Origin of the sequence: Neisseria sp. P0008.S004, from assembly GCF_051962755.1 — a bacterium.
Taxonomy (GTDB): Bacteria; Pseudomonadota; Gammaproteobacteria; order Burkholderiales; family Neisseriaceae; genus Neisseria; species Neisseria subflava_A.
Window position 1 is genome coordinate 174,528 of the sequence record NZ_JBQCUZ010000002.1, and the last position, 20,990, is coordinate 195,517.

A 20,990-nucleotide genomic window follows, 5' to 3' on the forward strand; every position below is an offset into this window, starting at 1 on the left:
CCAATACAAAAAGGCCGTCTGAAAAAATGGGAAGATGAAATTATAGATTTCTTCCTCATTCTTTCAGACGGCCTTTGTTCTTACCTCAATTCGGCTCCGCCATTTCCAACGCCTGTTTGATGTTCACGGCGACGACGCGCGAGACGCCTTTTTCCTGCATGGTTACGCCGACGAGCTGCTCTGCCATTTCCATGGTCAGGCGGTTGTGGGAGATGTAGAGGAACTGGGTTTGCGCTGACATTTCTTTGACCAGATTGCAGAAACGCGAGGTGTTGGCGTCGTCCAGCGGGGCGTCGACTTCGTCCAGAAGGCAGAAGGGGGCGGGGTTGAGGCTGAACAGGGCGAACACGAGGCTCATGGCGGTGAGGGCTTTTTCACCGCCGGAGAGGAGGTGGATGGTGCTGTTTTTCTTGCCGGGCGGGCGCGCCATGATGGACACGCCGGCGGTCAGGAGGTCGTCGCCTATCATCTTGAGGGTGGCTTCGCCGCCGCCGAACAGGGTCGGGAAGAAGGTTTGGACTTTGCCGTTGACAGCGTCGAAGGTTTCTTTGAAACGCTCTTTGGTTTTGTCATCGATTTGGGCGATGGCTTCTTCCAAAAGCACGATAGCGGCCTGTACGTCTTCGCTTTGGCTGCGGTAGTAGCCGTCGCGTTCGCGCGCTTCTTCGAGTTCTTGCAGGGCGGCGAGGTTGACGGCGCCGAGGGCTTCGATTTGCTGGGTGAGGCTGCCGATGCTGTTGTTCAATACTTTTGGTGATTCTTTCGCCAACGCTTCGAGCGCGTCCAAATCGGCGGCGCGTTCAGTCAGGTTTTGATGGTAGCGTTTGGCGTTAATCAGGGCTTCCTGCTGCTGCAACAGGGCGGTTTGGGTGGCGGCCTGAAGCTGCGGCAGCTTGGTTTGCAGGGTTTGCACTTTAGCGTATTGCTCCCTGCCCTGCTCCTGAATCTGCGCGAGTTTCTCCTGTACAACAATATATTCTTCGTCCAAGGTCTGTACGGCTTCGCTTAATTCTTCAAGCTTGATGTGCTGCTCGTCGTTTTGGAACTCGGTTTCATAGGCGAGGGCAAGCTCTTGCTGGCGTTCCTGCCAGTCGAATGTTTGCTGTTCAAGCTGGGCAATTTGCTGTTGGTAGTTTTGTTTTTGCTGGTTGAGCTTGTGAACGGCGACTTCCGCCAGCCCGTATTGTCGGTTGGCTTCCAACAGGGCAAGCTGCGCCTGTTTCAGACGGCCTTGCTGCTCTTGGCGGCTGTGTGCGGTGGTTTGCTGCTGGTGTTCGAGTTCAGCGGCGGCCTCTTGCAAGGTAACGATGTCGTCTGCAAGGCCGTCTGAAGTATGTTGCAACACGGTCTGCTCTTCCGCCAACTGCGCCAGTTCGCGCTCGATGTGTTCGCGGCGGATTTGCCCTTGGTTGGTGCGCGCTAAAAGTTCGGCGGCGCGTTGCTGCGCTTGGCTGTATTGGCGCGTATGCTGCTGTTGCTGCTGCATCAGGTTTTTATGTTGCACTTCGGACGAGCGCACGGTTGCCTCCGCCTGTTTGAACGAGGCTTCGGCGGCGGAGAGTTCGGGGGCGAGGTTTTCCAGTTCGGACGCAATGCCGTCGAGACGGGCTTTTTGGGCAATCAGGCTTTCCTGCGCGGGTTTGGCATAGAGCAGGACGCTGACTTTATCGACCTGATGGCCTTCGGGCGTGAGCCAGATTTGGTGGGCGCCCAAATCGCTTTGATGCGCGAGGGCGTAGCTCAAATCGGGCGCGCACAATACGCCGTCGAGCCAGTGGTGCAATGCCGTCTGAAACGGCGGCTGCGCTTGGATTTGGTTCAACAATGCCTGTACGGGCAGGGATTTTTTGAAGCCGCCGGAGAGGTCGTCTGAAAGCCATGCCGCCTGCCCCTGCGGCAAAGGTGCGGGGGGAACGAAGCCGTGCGGCACGGCGCGGGCATGCAGGCGTTCAGCAAGGATGACGGACAAGGCGTGCTGCCACTCGGCGGGCGCGGTGATGTGTTGCCACAGCTGCGGCGCGGCGGCGTGGTCGGTTGCCTGCCAGAAGTCGGCGGCTTCCTGCTGTTGCGACAGGATTTGCGACAATGCCTGCTGCTGCGCCTGCAAGGTGATGTGTTGCTGCTTCAGGCTTTGGAAGCGGTTTGAGGCCGTCTGAAACGCCTCGCGGGCGGCGTGTAAGGCTTCTTCGGCGGCAATGATTTGCTCTTCGTAATGCTCTTGCTGGCTTTGCAACAAGGCGGCGGCTTCCTGCGCGGCTGTGGTTTCGGCTTCGTCGGGCAGGTTCAGGGCTTGGTTTTCCTGCTTCAGACGGCCTTTGCGCTCTTCGTGCTTGGCAACGGTTTGTTCGGCATGGGCAAGCTGCTGCTGCTTCAACGCCAGTTCGCGGCGGATGCGGTTTGCCTCGTCCTGCTGGGTTTGGAAGGCGGCGTTAAGCGTGGCTTGGGCTTCTTCCAATTCGGGCAGACGCTCTTCGTGTTCAGCAACCTGCATCGCCCATTCCGCCAATTCGGTTTGCTTTTCTTCGACGTATAACTCGTTTTCTTCCAGCTTGACGCAGATTTGCTGCTGCTCTTGATGGATGCGCTGCAACTGCGCCTGCGCCGCCTGCTTGTCGCGTTCGATGCGTTGGTGCAGGTTTTGCTGATGGCGGATTTGTTCTTCCAAACGGGCAATCTGCTCGCGCAACACGCCGCGTTTGTTGCTCAATTCGTGTACCGCCTGCTGCTGCGACTGCTCGGCGGTCTGCAAGGCGTGTACTTCGTCGTTTAACGCCTGAACCTGCGCGGCGGTTTCGTCCTGCTGCGCCTGCAAAGACTGATGCTGCGCGGTCGCCTTGTCGGCGGCGGCAAGCGATTGCTGCCATTGCGCGTAATCAAGCAAATCCTGTTGTTGGTTTAACTGCGCGGTCAGGGATTTGTAGCGTTCGGCGGTTTCCGCTTGTTTTTCCAGCTTTTCCACCTGACGCGCCAACTCGTTCTGCAAATCGCCCAAACGCTGCAAATGCTCGCGCGTGTCTTTCAGACGACCTTCCGTCTCCTTGCGGCGTTCCTTATATTTGGACACGCCCGCCGCCTCCTCGATATAGGCGCGCAACTCCTCCGGCCGCGCTTCGATGATGCGCGAAATCATCCCCTGTTCGATAACGGCATAACCGCGCGCGCCCACGCCCGTACCCAGAAACAAATCGGTAATGTCGCGGCGGCGCACGGTCTGATTGTTGATGAAATAAGTCGATTCGCCCTGACGCGTCAGCTGCCGCTTGATGCTCACCTCTGCATACTGCCCCCACGCCCCCTGCAAACTGTGGTCGCTGTTGTCAAACACCAGCTCCACCGAAGCTCTCGGCGCAGGACGGCGCGTTGCCGCACCGTTAAAAATCACGTCCTGCATACTCTCGCCGCGAAGCTGCTTCGCCGAAGCCTCTCCCAACACCCAGCGCACCGCGTCAATCACATTCGACTTGCCGCAGCCGTTCGGCCCGATAACCGCAACAAGCTGCCCCGGAACATGAATCGTGGTCGGGTCGGTAAAAGATTTGAAGCCGGAGAGTTTAATGTGGGTAAGGCGCATGGCAATGTTTCGAATCTGAAAAGAAGGCGTATTTTAACGGAAATACGCTGATCCGTTGAGAGAAAAGCATCCATAAAGTCCGACTGCTTTTTTATCTTCAAAAGGCCGTCTGAAAAGTTTGTTAAAAAGAAACAGACTAGTATTGAACTCACTAAACTATTTAAAAGAAATTCATATAAAACAATTAACTAAAAAAACACCTGCCCAACCACCTGCCCTTTGATTAATTTTTGTACAGAAATGCAAACAATCTGTTTATTTTTTTATGATTTATGGTTATTATCGGGCTTTAAAGGTTTAAAAATCAGATAAACGATATCTCCGACCTTTTCATCAAGCGAATAACGATACAGGGAATCTCATGTCAAACATCCAAACCAAACTTAAAACCATCGTTTTTACAGCCATCAGCGCAGCCATCTTGTCCGCATGCGGTGGTGGCGGAGGCGGCGGTTCATCTGCTTTAAGCACCGGCGCGACTCCTACCAATAATACCGGCAACTCTACTGGCAATAATGGCAATCCTGCCAACAATAACAGCAATGTCAACACTCCGAAAGCGCCGTCTACTACGCTTACCAACAGTGCCGACAACCTCGCCAAACTGACCGATGAAGATCCAATCGATCCGGCCAACGTTACCCAGCCTTTGCACACACATTTCATCTCCTCCAAAGGTGCACAGCAATCCAACCCTAACGTACAAATCCGCAAAGATGCCGCAGGCAAAATGTTCCAAACAGACAATCAAGACCGTAACCAAAATGGCCTGATCAGTTCTATTGACTTTAACAGCAATGATGAAGTCAAAATGGACGGCGTTGTGTTATTTAACAAGACCACTGATGGCAACGCAACCCAAACTACATGGACAAGCTACGCTTCTGTTATTGCCAAAGTATATTCAAAAGGCAATACTCAAACTGATGTCAGCGAACAAACGGGCAAAGAGAAAAATACCGAATTCGCATACGGCAAATCAACTTTGGATGAACGTATTGTTGAACTTTATAAGAAGTTAGAAGCTGAAAAAGAAAATCTAAAAAAAGAACAAAACTCAGAGTCTGGCCAAGTTGATCATGACAAAATAAAGGAAATTAAAGCTAAAATTAGAGACTTAGACGCTTTATACCAAAAAAATCTGCAACATCGTACTGGTCTGGCAACCTTTAATAAAATTGACAGCGATAAGTTAGCCTACTTCCGCACTGATAAAAATGGCTTAGTCTTCGATAAACAATTCGATGGCGTTTATGTTATCAACTTTGATGACGGCACCAAAATTGTGTTGCATGATCCTTCTGCGGCCGGCTGGACATATCAAACCTTCGCGTATTACACCGACCCTAAAGGACATGTATACCAAGGCTACCAAAGCCTGGGCGATGAAACTGTCTTCACAACCCTGCCTGCTAAAGGAACAGCCACCTACAAAGGTATTTCCACTGCCTATGTGGTTACCGACAAGAACAATCGTCAGTTGACTTCCAATGTCATGGCTATCGTTGATTTCGGCCTCAAAGGCGTCCGTTTTGAAACGTCAAACTCACACTTCCATACTTTAGAAAATGGTAAGCGCGTATCCAAAGCAGATAACAACTATGATTTCAAAGGTACGGCAAGCTGGAAAGACGGCAACCTCTTCTCCGGTAAAGTCAGCACGGCCGATGACAAGTTAAGCGGCAACCTGAACGGCAAATTCTACGGCCCCAATGCTGCAGAAATTGGCGGCACTTACGGCTTGAAAAACAAAGATGCAACCGAACACTTAATCGGTGGCTATGGCGCGAAACGTCAATAACCCTGCCTAAACAAAAGGCCGTCTGAAGTTTCAGACGGCCTTTTTATTTTCAACTTAGATTACACCGATACGGCTGCTTTGATATGCGGATGCGGATCGTAGCCTTCCAATTCAAAGTCTTCAAATTTAAATTCAAACAAGTCTTTGACTTCAGGGTTGATTTTCATGGTCGGCAGGTTTCGGAAATCGCGGCTTAATTGTAGCTGGGCCTGCTCGATATGGTTACTGTACAAATGCGCATCGCCAAACGTATGGATAAACTCACCTGCTTCCAGTCCGCATACTTGGGCCATCATCATGGTCAACAATGCGTAGCTGGCGATGTTGAACGGTACGCCAAGGAAAATATCGGCGCTGCGTTGGTAAAGCTGGCAAGACAGTTTGCCGTTGGCAACGTAAAACTGAAACAGCGCGTGGCAAGGCGGCAAGGCCATTTCATCGACCAAAGCCGGATTCCATGCGGACACAATCAGGCGGCGCGAGTCGGGATTTTTCTTGATTTGTTCCACCACGTTGGCAATTTGGTCGATATGGCGGCCGTCGGGTGCAGGCCAACTGCGCCATTGGTAGCCGTAAACCGGGCCTAAATCGCCGTTTTCGTCCGCCCATTCGTCCCAAATGGAAACGTTGTTCTCTTTCAGGTATTTGATGTTGGTATCGCCTTTGAGAAACCAAAGTAGCTCATGAATAATCGAGCGCAGATGCAGTTTTTTGGTGGTTAACAGCGGAAAGCCTTCACTCAAATCAAAACGCATTTGGTAACCGAACACGGAACGCGTGCCGGTGCCGGTACGGTCGGATTTGTCGATGCCATTGTCGAGAACATGGCGCATAAGGTCGTGATAGGCTTTCATGTGTTTCCTTAGTGTATGTGTTGTGGGAATTTCGTGTGTATTGTACCGAATTTTCAGACGGCCTGCCTCTCTGTCTTCAATGGGGCGACCTTCCCCATATTCGCGTAATACACTCATTAACAATGTTGACAATTTAGCGCTAATTTACACAAATTTTTGAGCTGAATTAAATTTTTACAAAAAAATTTTCAATATTTTCTAGTTTAATTACTAAGCATTTTATTTTTATAAAAATCTATTTTATGAAATATTTTTAAATATTTTTAATTAAATTTAAAATATAATTCCATTTTTACAAATTGGTAAAAAAATAATGTCAACAATCTAGGTAAAATTTTTCTTGGCAAGTAAAATTTTTACGGCTATATTTCAAAACATAAATATTGAAATATCTCACTCAATAGGAGTAGAAAAATGACCGACCTGAACACTCTATTTACCAATCTCAAACAACGCAACCCCAACCAAGAACCCTTCCATCAAGCTGTTGAAGAAGTGTTCATGAGTTTGGATCCGTTTTTAGCAAAAAACCCAAAATACACCCAACAAAGCCTGCTTGAGCGTATTGTTGAACCGGAGCGCGTGATTATGTTCCGCGTTACTTGGATGGACGACAAAGGCCAAGTCCAAGTCAACCGCGGCTACCGCATTCAAATGAGCTCCGCCATCGGCCCTTACAAAGGCGGCTTGCGCTTCCACCCTACCGTCGATTTGGGCGTGTTGAAATTCCTTGCTTTTGAACAAGTCTTCAAAAACGCGCTGACCACCCTGCCTATGGGCGGCGGCAAAGGCGGTTCCGACTTTGATCCTAAAGGCAAATCCGATGCCGAAGTAATGCGCTTCTGCCAAGCCTTTATGACCGAACTCTACCGTCACATCGGCGCCGACACCGACGTCCCTGCCGGCGATATCGGCGTAGGCGGCCGCGAAATCGGCTATCTGTTCGGCCAATACAAAAAAATCCGCAACGAATTTGCTTCCGTCCTGACCGGCAAAGGCCTCGAATGGGGCGGCAGCCTGATTCGCCCTGAAGCCACCGGCTACGGCTGCGTATATTTTGCCCAAGCCATGTTGGAAACCCGCAACGACAGCATCGAAGGCAAACGCGTGTTGATTTCCGGCTCCGGCAACGTGGCGCAATACGCTGCCGAAAAAGCCATCCAACTGGGTGCAAAAGTATTGACCGTTTCCGACTCCAACGGCTTTGTCCTCTTCCCTGACAGCGGTATGACCGAAGCGCAACTGGCCGCTTTGATCGAGCTGAAAGAAGTACGCCGCGAACGCGTCGCCACTTACGCCAAAGAACAAGGCCTGCAATACTTTGAAAACCAAAAACCGTGGAATATCGCGGCCGAAGTCGCCCTGCCTTGCGCCACCCAAAACGAATTGGATGCAGATGCCGCCAAAATCCTGCTGGCAAACGGTTGCTATGTGGTTGCCGAAGGTGCGAACATGCCGTCAACTTTGGGCGCGGTCGAACAATTTATCAAAGCCGGCATCCTCTACGCTCCGGGCAAAGCCTCCAACGCCGGCGGCGTAGCGACTTCAGGTTTGGAAATGAGTCAAAACGCCATCCGCCTGTCTTGGACACGTGAAGAAGTCGACCAACGCCTGTTCGACATCATGCACAACATCCACGAATCCTGCCTGAAATACGGCAAAGTCGGCGACAAAGTGAACTATGTCAATGGTGCGAACATTGCCGGTTTCGTCAAAGTTGCTGATGCCATGTTGGCGCAAGGTTTCTAAACCCCTATCCAGCCAAATCAAAGGCCGTCTGAAATATTTCAGACGGCCTTTTTCTTTTCATGAAAATTTTATACGCCCAAATAACCTTCCCTGCTGGAAAGCCATCTTGCCAGATGTGCTTCGACGATTTCAGGGTTTTGTTCAATCAGCAAAGGGGCAATTTCGCGCGCTTGTTCTAAAAGGTGTAAGTCTTCTTCAAGATTGGCAAAACGCAGCATGGGAACGCCGCTTTGACGCGCGCCGAGAAATTCGCCGGGGCCGCGGATGTTGAGGTCTTGGCGGGCGATTTCAAAGCCGTCGGTGTGTTCGTAGATGACTTTCAACCGCGCTTTGGCGAGTTCGCTCAAGGGTTCAGCAAACAGGAGGACGCACACGCTTTCTGCCGCGCCGCGCCCTACCCGACCGCGTAATTGGTGCAGCTGCGCCAAGCCCATGCGCTCGGCGTGTTCGATGACCATCAAGGCGGCATTGGGCACATCTACGCCGACTTCGATGACGGTAGTGGCGACCAATACGTTCAGACGGCCTGCGGCAAACTCCGCCATGACTTCAGCTTTTTCGGCGGCCTTCATGCGCCCGTGTACCAAGCCGATGTTGAGTTCGGGCAAGGCTGCCTGAAGCTGCTCGAGGGTTTCGGTGGCGGTTTGCAGTTGCAGAGTTTCGCTTTCTTCAATCAGCGGACAGACCCAGTATGCCTGCTGCCCTTTGCGGCAGATGTTGAGAACGAAGCCTTCGACTTCGGCGCGGCGGACGTTGTTGACGAGACGGGTTTTAATCGGGGTACGCCCGGGCGGCAATTCGTCGATAACGGACACGTCTAAGTCGGCGAAGAAACTCATAGCAAGCGTGCGCGGGATGGGGGTGGCAGACATCATCAGCTGGTGGACGTCGCGCCCTTTGTTTTTGAGGGCGAGGCGTTGGGCGACGCCGAAGCGGTGTTGTTCGTCCACAATCACCAAGCCGAGATTTTGAAACTCGACGTCGTCTGAAAACAGGGCGTGCGTGCCGATGGCAATTTTGACAGTGCCGTCAGCCAGTTTGGCTTTGGCTTCGTCTTTGGCTTTTTTGCGCTGGCTACCGGAAAGCCAAACGACTTCAAGCCCTAAAGGCTCAAGCCATTGTTTGAACTTGATGAAGTGCTGTTCGGCAAGGATTTCGGTCGGCGCCATTACAGCCACCTGCGCACCGGATTCGATAGCAGTCAAAGCAGACAAGGCGGCCACAATGGTTTTGCCGCTGCCAACATCGCCTTGCAGCAGGCGGTGCATGGGGTGGGTTTGCGCCATATCGTGGCAGATTTCGGAAACAACTCTTTCTTGCGCATCAGTCAGGGCAAACGGCAAAGCGTGGCGCAGGGCTTGAGTCAATGTGCCGTCGCCACCCAATGCCGTGGCCGAGCCGCTGACGCGCTTCTGCCGTGCCAAGCGCATAGAAAGCTGTTGCGCCAAAAGTTCGTCAAATTTGAGCCGTTGCCATGCAGGCAGCGTGCCGTCTGAAAGTTGATGAATGGTGAAGCTTGGCGGCGGCGAATGCAAAAGGCGCAGGCTTTCGGCAAGGTGCGGCAATTTCAGACGGCCTAATAAAGCATCAGGCAAGGTGTCGTGCAACGGCGTAACGTCCAAGGCCGTCTGAATAATACGGCGCAAAGTGGGTTGATTTAAACCGTTTACGGTCGGATAAATCGGCGTAAGGCTTTCTGCCAAACCGCTGCTCTCGGCATCGCGGATTTTAGGATGAATCATCTCGTCGCCGTGAAACCCGTGCTTGATTTCGCCCACGGCGCGGATGCGCTTGCCGACCGCCATCTGTTTCTGGTTGCTGGCATAAAAGTGGATAAAGCGCAGAAAAAGGACGCTGCCGGAACCGTCGGCGATTTGGACAATCAGCTGCTTGCGCGGCTTAAATGTCACTTCCTGATGAATGACTTCGCCCTCAACCTGACACGGCACGCCGATTGGTGCATCCTTAATCGGCATGATGTGCGTCTCATCCTCATAACGCAACGGCAGGTGCAACACCAAATCCCATGCGGTATGGAGGTTGAGTTTCTCGAGCTTCTTAGCGGAAACATCGGTAATTTTGAGCTGTTTTTGGGTTTCGGGCGTCATCTTAAAAGGCAGCTGATTTAAAGTTTGCTGTATTTTATCCGAAAACAAAAAGGCCGTCTGAACGCAATGTTTCAGACGGCCTTCAAAGCTGAATACTTGAAACAAATGAATATTTGAAAATACGCCGGCTATCGAATCAACTTCAGCCATTGTTAGAAAACAGCTTTCAAAAAAGAAGGATGTTCAATCCATACTTTTATCAGGAATTTGGCCAATAATGTTCACATACCAAATAATGATCCATTCGCTCTAGAAATGCCAATCCAATTTCAATTTGACTGTCCGCGGTTCGCCATAGAAATTGTTTTGACCTCGCGTACGGTTGTAGTTGTTTTCAAAATACGTCCTGTCAGCCAGGTTCGTTCCGATCAGGCTGATTCTGCCGTGTTTGTGAAAGTCATATTGAACAAAGCCATCTATAAGTCCGTAGCCTCCTTGGCGAATATTGTAAAGGCTACTTGTGCGACTTTGCGCGGATATTCCACCACCCAAGGTCAACTTAGTTTGAGGCAAGCGGTAGCTTGTACCGAGGCGGAACATATGTACCGGCGTGAAGTTACTGAAGTTATATGGGTCGGCAGTCGTGTTTTTCTCCAACCGCTCCGCATTGACTTCTGCAGCATTTTTATACTTACTTTTGTTATATGTGTAGCCAACAAAAATACGCCAGTTTTCCGACAATTCGCCAGCCAATTCAAGTTCTGCACCGCTGCTCTTAACCTTACCCACAGGTTTGGCGATGGTTTGGAATGAACCTCCGTTACGACTAGTATCGGGAACAAATCCGAAATCGACAACGGTTCGGTTTTTCTGCTGTAAAACAAATAAGGCAAGCGAAGCATTCAGACGGCCTTGCAAGAACGACCCTTTCCAACCTATTTCATAGTTAGTCCCGATGAGTGGTGGAAGAACGGATTTGCTGGTTACATCAACGTTATCCTGTTGTTTAAAAATCTTAGTATAGCTGGCATACAAGCTTTGTTGCGGTGTCAGGTCGTAGGTAATGCCTGCATATGGCGTGAACCTATGACTTTGCATTTTTGAGGTGTAGTGTTCTTTGTCGATTTTGTTACTGCTCTCAGTTTGAAATGCCGTAGCAGGCTGGCCATAGCGTACAGGCATTTCTTTGGCTTGTGTGGTTTCATAGCGCGTATAGTGCATACCGCCCAAGAGATGCAGACGGTTGGTTGCATTAAAGCGGGTACTGACAGTCAAAGAATGTGTTTTATTCGTGTTAAGGTATTTCGAATAATTGTATAACGCCGGAACATGATCATCTGCAACCTGAACAGTTTTCCACAGCGGCGTTTTCAGATATTGGTTTGCCCATTTCAAATTTCCCTCTTCATCCCGCTCCTGTATTTTGTTTCCATTTGCATCCAATTCGTAAACAGGATCTTGCACCATTACGCGCTCACCATTGTCGTTGACTGTCCAGACAGGCTTACCCTCTGCATCCAAACGAGGAGTATATTTGGTCACATGCGCGCCACTGCATTCCGGCACATAGATCTTGTTATTACCTTTTTCGTTATAAATATGCCAATCTGGTTCGACAATACCTTTTTCTAAAGGATTACGCTCCGGACCATCGGGATGAATGCCGCAACTGCCTGCACCTGCATAACCTTGAGGACGGACAAAATAACGGTTTTGATATATTTCCGTATAAGCAGAACGAATTTTTTCATTGTTATACGCATAACCGACAAAGAAATCATGTTCACGCCCAAGCAGGCGGTAATTACCTGTCAGATCCAGCTTAAAGCCCCATTGCACATCGTGTTTGGTATAGTGCAACGGCATGAAGTTGTAACGGCGGTTGTATGTGTGGCGAAGATTGTATGCTGAGTCGTATAGACGGTTGGGAAACAGGCCTTCTGCATTGTTAATAATTCCTTGCTTTGCAAGCTCCTTATCAATAAACTCTTTTTTATCTACTTCTACACCCGGATCCTGCCAGTCGTTGCATAGGAAATCCAAACCAATGTCCTGCATACATTGATCGAAACCTGCCCGACGTGCTGCCGCCCTTTGGGAGCGATATTGTTCAAAAGCAGATGAATCGAAATGATGGGCAACATAATCTGCTTTTTTCTCTTCATATGTTTTCGTGACGCCATCACGATATTCTTTTAATTTTGCCAACGCCTTGTCTTTAGGCTCAAAAGGGATAACCTCTCCCTTTTCAGTTAGGAAACCCGTTGCCGCAGATGCTGAAATACCTGCCGCGTGTTCGTTTTTCAGAAAAAATTGTCCGACTTTGGCATCTGAATCATTACGCGTATAAGAAATTTCGGCATTGAGTTGCCATCCATTGTCAAAGACATGTTTGAAACCGGAAAAAATATTGTATTTATCAGCATTCAGGCGTGACCATGAGGTTTCACCCAAATAAGTATTACGTGGCAATTTCAAAGGATTGTTACAGGCCGGACTGGAGCTGAAGGCCGCAGTTTTTTGATCCTCACAAGGTAAAATCACGCCGGCAAAATCGGGAATATCTTTATTTTTCTGATAAGTACCCCCAAAAGTCAGCATACTGTTATCACTCAAATCCGTATCGATCACGCCATAAACCATGTCTTTCTTGTTCCATACACCCTCTTTAAAAGAACGGTGGTCCTCATGAACACCAACCAGCCTACCGCGTACCGTATGTTCATTATTCAAGCTTCCAGATACATCCAAAGCCAAACGCTTGCTGCCCCTATGGTCAGTGCTGATTTCACCTGTATGCTTAAACAGAGCTGCTGGCCGCTTACGGATTAAATTAATGGTTCCACCCGGTTCTGAATTGGACTGAGTAAGACCGGTTGCACCTCTGACAACCTCAATGTGATCATAAACAGCAAGGTCTGTACTGGGTGAGACATCGATTTTTGCCGTATAACCCGAACGTCCAGACACATTAGTGGTAATACCGTCTTCACCAATCTGATCAACATAGAAACCACGAGACAAAAAACGAGTTTGTAGGCCCGAATCCCGAACCACGTTGATTCCCGTAGTGTTTTTCATTGCATCTTCTAAAGAATATATTGCTTTATCATCTAGCTGCCGACGCGTCATTACGCTCACCGACTGCGGCGTATCCTTGCCTGAAATACGCAACCCAGTCGCCGTTGCCATCGTTCCGATTGTATAAGACTGACTGCGCTCGGTATTCCTTTGTGCCTGCCGTTTGCCACTGACCTTGACCGTATCCATATCTACATGTTCAACTTCTTGATGTCCTGTATCTGCAAAAACAGTTTGGCAAGGCAGTACTAATAACAAACAAATTGTTTTCATTTGAAAATCAGGTTTCACAACTATTTCCTTAATTAATAGAATCTACTTACCTACTTGATAAAAATTATAATTTATTAATTTTAAATGATATTTAATCTATAAAATTAAAATATAATAGTAATGATAGGCGGAATCATTATATACCTGATGCATTAATATATGAACTTTTTGTTATAGATTTTTTCTTATATCCTGATTTTTAGATAAAAAAAGGCCGTCTGAACACAATGTTTCAGACGGCCTTAATTTAGGTATAACGCGATTAAGCGTTAGCTCCCTGTTGTTCTTGGTAGATTGCTTCGAAGTTGATCGGAGCAAGCAGTACAGGTGGGAAGCCGGCGCGGGTTACGCTGTTGGAAATGGCTTCGCGTGCGTAAGGGAACAGGATGTTCGGACAAGCAACGCCCAACAGCAGTTGTACGTCTTCCTCAGGAATGTTTTCCAAACGGAAGATGCCGCTTTGGGTAACTTCGTTCAAGAACATGGTGCGCTCTTCGTTCAGTTTGGCAGTCACGGTCACGGTAACGTCAACGCTGTAGAAACCGTCTTCCAGTTTGGTGTTGCCGGTAGAAACGCGCATATCCACTTCAGGCGCGCCTTGTTCCAAGAAGATTTGTGGTGCGTGAGGCACTTCCAAAGACAAGTCTTTTACATACAGACGCTCAACGCTGAATACGGGTTGCAATTCTTCGCTCATTTTATTTTCCTAAGTTAAGGGTTAAGGATTCAGTAATTCGTCCAACTTGCCTTCCTGCTGCAAGCGGTACAAATCGGTAAAGCCACCGACATGGGTGTCGCCGATAAAAATCTGCGGCACGCTGCGCTGGCCGGAAAGCTGCTGCATTTCGGCAAAAACTTCCGGATTGCCGTCGATGCGGATTTCGTTGATTTCTTTCACACCCACCGCCTGCAACAGCCTTTTCGCCATGGTGCAGTATGGGCAATATGGACCGGTATAAACAGTAACGGTTTGCATGATTTCTTCCAGAATACCAATGTTCATGACTATATGGGCATAGGTGCTATTTTACAAGTGTTCCCGCCGTACGGTTGTAAAAAACATTCAGACGGCCTTCTGACCATAAACATTTGTGCAGATGCGGAAAAACCATAATTAAAGTATGATAAGCGCTTTCGCAGAATGACTTTTGCCATTTGTTTTTTGGAGAAGAACACATCGCAAAAGTTTTTCTATTCAAAATCAGGTATCCCCATGCTTTCAGGAATCCCCATCCCCAAGGACGCCGTGCGTCCGCCCGAAACTGTCCTCGTCAACATCACGCCGCAAGAAACGCGTGTGGCTGTTTTGGAAGAGAACAATATCTGCGAGCTGCACATCGAGCGCAACAGCGGTCATAGCTTGGTCGGCAATATTTATTTGGGCGTCGTCAAACGCGTCCTTCCCGGCATGCAAAGCGCGTTTATCGATATCGGTTTGGAACGCGCCGCGTTTCTGCACATCGTCGATGTCCTCGAACAACGCCGCAACCCGGACGAAACCCAACGCATCGAACACATGCTCTTTGAAGGTCAGTCCGTCTTGGTTCAGGTCATCAAAGACCCCATCAATACAAAAGGCGCGCGCCTTTCTACACAAATCTCGCTGGCCGGCCGTTTCCTCGTCCATCTTCCGCAAGAAGACCACATCGGCATTTCCCAACGCATTGAAGACGATGCCGAACGCAGCAGTTTGAGGGAGCGTCTCAACAATCTGCTGCCCGAAAACGCCTGCCACGGCTATATTATCCGCACCAATGCTGAAAACGCCTCCGATGACCAACTGCAATCAGACATCAACTATCTGACCAAAGTGTGGGAACACATTCAAAAACAGGCAAAAATTCAGCCGCCCGAAACCCTGCTCTATCAAGATTTGCCATTAAGCCTGCGCGTATTACGAGATATGTTCAGCCTCGATACGCACAAAATCCTGGTCGATTCCACCGAAAACCACCGCCGCATGACCCATTTTGCCGAACAATACGTTCAAGGTGCATTGGGCAGAATCGAGCTGTTCAAAGGTGAACGCCCCCTATTTGAAACCCACAACATCGAGCAGGAAATCGCCCGCGCCCTCCAACCGCGCGTCAACCTCAACTTCGGCAGCTACCTCATCATCGAGTCCACCGAAGCCATGACCACCATCGATGTCAACACCGGCGGCTTTGTCGGCGCGCGCAATTTTGATGAAACCATCTTTCGCACCAACCTCGAAGCCTGCCACACCATCGCCCGCGAACTTCGCCTGCGCAATCTCGGCGGCATCATCATCATCGACTTCATCGATATGGCGCAGGAAGTCCACCGCGAAGCCGTCCTGCAAGAGCTTGCCAAAGCCCTCAGTTTCGACCGCACCCGCGTCACCCTCAACGGCTTTACCAGTCTGGGCCTTGTCGAACTGACCCGTAAACGCTCGCGTGAAAACTTAAGCCAAATCCTCTGCGAACCCTGCCCTTCCTGCCAAGGCCGAGGCCGTCTGAAAACGCCGCAAACCGTGTGCTACGAAATCCAACGCGAAATCGTCCGCGAAGCGCGCCGCTACGATGTCCAAGCCTTCCGCATTTTGGCTGCTCCGAATGTCATCGACTTGTTCCTAGACGAAGAATCGCAATCGCTGGCGATGTTGATAGACTTTATCGGCAAGCCGATTTCGCTGGCAGTCGAAACCGCCTACACGCAGGAACAATACGATATTGTGTTGCTATAAAGATAAAAGGCCGTCTGAAAACTTTTCAGACGGCCTTCTTGTTTGAGCAAATAAAGATTACGGTTTCACTACTTTACCGTTGATTTTGACGGAAGTCAGTTTCAAGTTGTAGGTTTTGCCGTCATCGGTATAACTGATTTGCGCAGGGATATTGTCGATATCGGAAGCAAACGAGTAAGTCACGGTATCGTCGCCACGGCGGACGCGATATTTGCTCACAGGCGTTGTACCGCCGTTCAGTTTATAGCTTTCGCTGCCGATTTTGTTCATGCTGCCGACGGTGTACAGTTTTTTACCGTTGGTAATTTTCAAACCTGACGGCAGGCGCACGTCATTGGCGGCCAGTTGCCATGCCAAAGTGAACAAGTCCATGGCCGGGCCGGATTTTTCGGTTTTCAAATCACCTGCTTTACCATAAGTGATGTTGCCGCCGGAGAATTTGGCCTCGGCATACACTTTGCCGCCGCGTACATCTTTGTAGTAAGACGGATTCAAGGTCGTGCCGTTAATGCTGCCGCCGGATTCAAAGCGGATATTGTAAAGCGGTACTTTGATGGTAGAGACGATTTTGTATTGGTTGCCGCTGCGTGTGAAGGTCATGGTCGCAGGAATACCGTAGCTGCCTGAGTATTGCAAAACGGCAGATTGCGGCAATTCAGCGGCTTGCGCGCCGATGGAGGCTGTAAGTAGGGAAAGTGTCAGCAGGGTTGTTTTAATCGGATTCATGATGTTTTCCTTGTGTGTATGGTGTTTTAATCAAGCCAGCAGGCTTTGACCGGCGGCATTGCGTTGTGCATTCAAAACGCGGTTGCCTTCGATTTTCAGACGGCCTGCAACAAAATCGGCAACGGCTTGCGGAAACAGCTGGTGTTCAACCGTCAGCACGCGTGCGGCAACGTCGTCGGTGGTATCGCCGTCCAAAATAGGCACAATGCCTTGCGAAATAATCGGGCCGCAATCCAGCTCAGGAGTTACGAAATGGATGGTGCAGCCTGCCACTCGGCAACCTGCTTCCAATGCGCGCTCATGGGTATGCAAACCGGTAAAGGAAGGCAGGATGGACGGATGGATATTGATCAGACGGTTTTCATAATGGGCGCAGAATTCCGGGGTTAAAATGCGCATAAAGCCCGCCAATACCACCAAATCCGGCTGATAGGCATCGATTTTTTCCATCATGGCCTGATCAAATGCCAGACGCGAGTCGAAGTTTTTATGGTTCAAACTGTCGGTGGCAATACCACGCTCTGCCGCCCATGCCAATCCGGCTGCGGTCTCGCTGTTACTCAATACGGCTGCAATGTTGGCATCGGGAATATCGGCATTCACAATCGCCTGCATATTGCTGCCGCGTCCGGAAATAAGGATGACGATATTTTTCATCATAATTCCTTGTTGGTTTGGAACAAAGGCCGTCTGAAACGGAATTTTTTCAGACGGCCTTTTATCCGTTGTTTAAGGGCGTAAGCCTTGATTCGGATTATTGAACTTTTTGTACGTCAACTTGTACTGGTTGTTGTGCGGCAGCATCAGGCGCGCCGACTTTAACCAGTTTCACGTCGAATACCAAAGTGGCGTTCGGGCCGATTTTATCGCCGGCGCCCACTTCGCGGTAAGCCAATTTAGCCGGGATGTAGAATGTTGCTTCGCCGCCTTCTTTCAAGAGTTGGATACCTTCAGTCCAACCTGGAATGACTTGGCTTACAGGGAAGCTGACTGGGCCGCCGTTGGCTTTGCTGCTGTCAAATACGGTACCATCAATCAGACGGCCTTCGTATTCAACGGTAACCATGTCGTCTTTAGTCGGTTTTTTACCTTCGCCTTCTTTGGTGATTTTGTATTGCAGACCGGAAGCGCTGGTTTTCACGCCTTCTTTAGTCGCGTTTTCTTTCAAGAACGCTTCGCCTTTTTCCAAGTTTGCTTTGGCATCTTCAGCACGTTTGGCAGCCGCTTTTTCTTGTTGCTCTTGCAGGAATTTCATCATCACTTCCTGAGCTTGGGCTTCAGTCATTTTGACTTCTTTGCCTTCAAACATGGCTTCCATGGCTTCGGTGAAGACTTTCAAATCGATTTCTGTACCTTGGTCTTTCATTTGTTTCAATGAACGGCCGATGTCCACACCCATTGCGTAGCTGGCTTGTTGGGCAGTAGAACCGATGGCGGAAGCATCTGCAGTCGCATTTGAAGCTGCGGAAGCTGCAGGAGCATCTTTGGCGGCAGTGTCTTTTTGTTGGTTGCAAGCAGTCATCGCCAACAGAGCAGACAAAGCCAATGCGCTGAATTTGAAAGTTTTGTTCATGATTATGTCTTTTCCGGAAAGGTCAAAAAAGGGGATTATAGCTGAGTTTGATTGAAATGGAATCAAGGTGGATTAAAATTTGTAAAGGCTCTTATTAAAAACATCAAGGCCATCTGAAAACAGGTTTCAGACGGCCTTGTCTTAGCTATCAGTCAACCGATTAATACCAACCGCGCAGTTTCATTGCTTTTTCAACACGACGGATACTCATCATGTAAGAAGCGGTACGCAGGTCAACATCGTATTCTTGAGCCAAGTTCCAAATATCGCGGAACGCACGGCGCAGAACCACGGTTTCTTTCTCTTGAACTTCGTCAAACTCCCAGTAGTAGCCTTGCAGGTTTTGTACCCATTCGAAATAAGATACAACCACACCGCCGCAGTTTGCCAAAATATCAGGAACAACCAATACGCCGTTTTGACGCAGGATAACGTCGGCCTCTGGAGTAGTCGGACCGTTTGCGCCTTCAACCACGATTTTCGCGCGGACTTTACCGGCATTTTCAGAAGTCAGTTGGTTTTCCAGCGCGCAAGGGGCGAGTACATCCACTTCCAGAGCCAAAAGTTCGGCATTGCTGATTTCTTTGCCGTAGCCGGCTTCGTTGGTGATGAAACCTTTGGTTTGGAATTCTTTAATGATTGCTTCCATATCCAAGCCGTTTTCGTTGTAGATGGCAACGTCAACAGTAGATACGGCAACGATTTTCGCACCGGCTTTGTGTGCATAGTAACCGGTGTGGTAGCCCACGTTACCGAAACCTTGAATGGCGTAAGTGGCACCCTTCACGTCTTTACCCAGTTTTTCCAAAGCTTGGACGGCGGCGAAGTTTACACCATAACCGGTGGCTTCGGTACGCGCCAAGGAGCCGCCAAACTCAACCGGTTTGCCGGTAAATACGCCCGGCGCGGAATGTTTCACCACGTTTTCATAGGCATCAACCATCCAAGACATGATTTTGCCGTTGGTGTTCACATCAGGGGCAGGAATATCGATTTTCTCGCCGATCAGCGGAGAAATGGCTTCGGAATAAGCGCGAGCAATGCGTTCCAATTCCGCTTCGGAATAGTTACGCGGATCCAAAGTAATACCGCCTTTACCGCCGCCGTAAGGAATACCGGCCACGCAGCATTTGATGGTCATCCAAATAGACAGTGCTTTGACTTCGTCCAGATTTACATTGGGATGGAAGCGCACGCCGCCTTTGTAAGGGCCGACGGCATTATTGTGTTGTGAACGGTAGCCGGTGAAATTTTCTACTGTACCGTTGTCGAGTTTGACAGGGAAGTTGACTTCCAAAACACGTTGCGGCTTTTTCAAGATTTCAAATACTGCCGGGTCGGCATTCAGGCGATCACAGGCAATTTTCACTTGTTTTTGTGCAATTTCAAACGGATTCAGTGTTTCTTTAACAGCAGATGCGGACATGTATTTTTCCTTTTCATACACATGATTAGACGAGAGCCATACTTGTTACTATATACAAAAACAGGAAAAAATGTAATAGCATGTAGTCGATAAAAAGCAAATCCATTCATTTATATATAAATTTAGTTTGAGGCCGTCTGAAAATATCGGCACGCCGACCAAAAAATTTTCAGACGGCCCAGTATAAATGCTCATCAAACTATTCAAAAAAGCACACAAACCCTTTGTTTTTTAATGCCTACCAAATCACCCTTTTTGTTGACAAAATCCTTTCCACATTGCCAACAGACTGACAGACTTACACCAGCAAAAATTGTTAACAATTTAAACAAATATCCCTTTAAAGAATCAGCAAAACATCGGCAAATCAGGCAAACAATGTTAAAATAACCGCTTAAATAATATGACGGAAAGCTACTCAATGACCACTGCTGCTTTAGAACACGTTCAAGCCGTTGCCTTTGATTTGGACGGTACCTTATGTGATTCCGTTCCCGATTTGGCCGCAGCAGCCCAAGCCATGTGTTCGCACTTGGGTTTACCTGTTTTGCCTACCCAAACGGTTGAAAGTTATGTCGGCGACGGCATCAGCAAGTTGGTTCATCGCGTCATTACCAATGATCGTGAAAAAGAAGCCGATCCTGAAATCTGGGAAAAAGGTTTTGTGTTCTTTATGAAATATTATCGCGAACACTTGAGCGACTTTACCCGCCCCTACCCTGAAACCGAAGCCGGTCTCGGCCTGCTCAAGTCTTTGGGTATTCCATTGGTTGTCATTACCAACAAAAATGAAATTCTGGCAGCCGAGCTGCTGAAACAGCTCAATCTCGACGACTATTTCAGCCTGGTTCTCGGCGGAGACAGCCTGACTGAGAAAAAACCCAGCCCATTGCCGCTTCAACATGCGGCCGAAGTTCTGGGCATCGACGTTGCCAATATGCTGATGGTAGGCGACTCCAAAAATGACATTATTGCTGCTAAAGCGGCCGGTTGCTTCAGCGTCGGCGTAACATTCGGCTACGGCGACATGACCTTGCTCTCTCAAGACAAAGCGACCAAACCTGATTTGTTGATTCGAGCCCTGCCTGAAATCTACGAAAATCTACAACCGCAAAAAAATAAAGACGAAGAATAATTCGGCTTTATTTTCAGACGGCCTTTTCGGCTATTTTTCCAATCAG

The 20,990-nt window shown here is 49.2% G+C and carries 14 protein-coding genes; 4 read left to right on the forward strand and 10 right to left on the reverse strand.

The window, feature by feature from the left end; translation table 11 throughout:
* Positions 1–85: 85 nt before the first annotated feature.
* On the reverse strand, positions 86–3,571 hold the full coding sequence (gene smc, locus ACTHSW_RS02660; protein WP_070461402.1) for a chromosome segregation protein SMC: 3,486 nt from the start codon (positions 3,569–3,571) through the stop codon (positions 86–88).
* 361 nt (positions 3,572–3,932) lie between these two features.
* On the opposite strand from smc, the gene ACTHSW_RS02665 reads away from it, so the two are divergent.
* Positions 3,933–5,372: a transferrin-binding protein-like solute binding protein gene (locus ACTHSW_RS02665; protein WP_107792408.1), complete on the forward strand. Its 1,440-nt coding sequence runs from the start codon at positions 3,933–3,935 to the stop codon at positions 5,370–5,372.
* 59 nt (positions 5,373–5,431) lie between these two features.
* Here ACTHSW_RS02665 and ACTHSW_RS02670 read toward each other — a convergent pair whose 3' ends face one another.
* A complete protein-coding gene (locus ACTHSW_RS02670) occupies positions 5,432–6,226 on the reverse strand; it encodes a thymidylate synthase (protein ID WP_107810843.1) in 795 nt (264 codons plus the stop codon).
* A 414-nt stretch (positions 6,227–6,640) separates the two neighbouring features.
* Here ACTHSW_RS02670 and gdhA point away from each other — a divergent pair, with 414 nt between their 5' ends.
* On the forward strand, positions 6,641–7,975 hold the full coding sequence (gene gdhA / locus ACTHSW_RS02675) for an NADP-specific glutamate dehydrogenase (protein ID WP_003745850.1): 1,335 nt from the start codon (positions 6,641–6,643) through the stop codon (positions 7,973–7,975).
* Positions 7,976–8,043: 68 nt separating this feature from the next.
* On the opposite strand, the gene recG is transcribed toward gdhA, so the two are convergent.
* The 4 genes from recG to grxC all read right to left on the reverse strand — a co-directional run bounded on the left by recG (position 8,044) and on the right by grxC (position 14,353).
* Entirely contained in the window at positions 8,044–10,083 is a 2,040-nt protein-coding gene (gene recG / locus ACTHSW_RS02680) for an ATP-dependent DNA helicase RecG (protein ID WP_070461511.1), read from the reverse strand.
* A gap of 249 nt (positions 10,084–10,332) precedes the next feature.
* A complete protein-coding gene (locus ACTHSW_RS02685) occupies positions 10,333–13,377 on the reverse strand; it encodes a TonB-dependent siderophore receptor (RefSeq protein WP_070461510.1) in 3,045 nt (1,014 codons plus the stop codon).
* Positions 13,378–13,639: 262 nt separating this feature from the next.
* Entirely contained in the window at positions 13,640–14,074 is a 435-nt protein-coding gene (secB, locus tag ACTHSW_RS02690; protein WP_070461399.1) for a protein-export chaperone SecB, read from the reverse strand.
* Between the two features lie 21 nt (positions 14,075–14,095).
* Positions 14,096–14,353, reverse strand: coding sequence for a glutaredoxin 3 (gene grxC / locus ACTHSW_RS02695; protein ID WP_003684090.1), 258 nt, complete (start codon positions 14,351–14,353; stop codon positions 14,096–14,098).
* 237 nt (positions 14,354–14,590) lie between these two features.
* Here grxC and ACTHSW_RS02700 point away from each other — a divergent pair, with 237 nt between their 5' ends.
* Entirely contained in the window at positions 14,591–16,084 is a 1,494-nt protein-coding gene (locus ACTHSW_RS02700; protein ID WP_070461398.1) for an Rne/Rng family ribonuclease, read from the forward strand.
* A gap of 57 nt (positions 16,085–16,141) precedes the next feature.
* Here ACTHSW_RS02700 and ACTHSW_RS02705 read toward each other — a convergent pair whose 3' ends face one another.
* The 4 genes from ACTHSW_RS02705 to ACTHSW_RS02720 all read right to left on the reverse strand — a co-directional run bounded on the left by ACTHSW_RS02705 (position 16,142) and on the right by ACTHSW_RS02720 (position 19,809).
* Positions 16,142–16,810, reverse strand: coding sequence for a DUF3108 domain-containing protein (locus ACTHSW_RS02705; protein WP_070461397.1), 669 nt, complete (start codon positions 16,808–16,810; stop codon positions 16,142–16,144).
* A gap of 30 nt (positions 16,811–16,840) precedes the next feature.
* Positions 16,841–17,467 (reverse strand): phosphoribosylglycinamide formyltransferase, encoded by a 627-nt coding sequence (gene purN, locus ACTHSW_RS02710; RefSeq protein WP_070461396.1) that lies wholly within the window; start codon positions 17,465–17,467, stop codon positions 16,841–16,843.
* A gap of 97 nt (positions 17,468–17,564) precedes the next feature.
* Complete coding sequence (locus tag ACTHSW_RS02715; RefSeq protein WP_003745836.1) at positions 17,565–18,383, reverse strand: FKBP-type peptidyl-prolyl cis-trans isomerase; 819 nt, start codon at positions 18,381–18,383, stop codon at positions 17,565–17,567.
* A gap of 160 nt (positions 18,384–18,543) precedes the next feature.
* A complete protein-coding gene (locus ACTHSW_RS02720; protein WP_049331560.1) occupies positions 18,544–19,809 on the reverse strand; it encodes a Glu/Leu/Phe/Val family dehydrogenase in 1,266 nt (421 codons plus the stop codon).
* Positions 19,810–20,230: 421 nt separating this feature from the next.
* Here ACTHSW_RS02720 and ACTHSW_RS02725 point away from each other — a divergent pair, with 421 nt between their 5' ends.
* On the forward strand, positions 20,231–20,944 hold the full coding sequence (locus tag ACTHSW_RS02725) for a phosphoglycolate phosphatase (RefSeq protein ID WP_070713108.1): 714 nt from the start codon (positions 20,231–20,233) through the stop codon (positions 20,942–20,944).
* Positions 20,945–20,990: the final 46 nt, after the last annotated feature.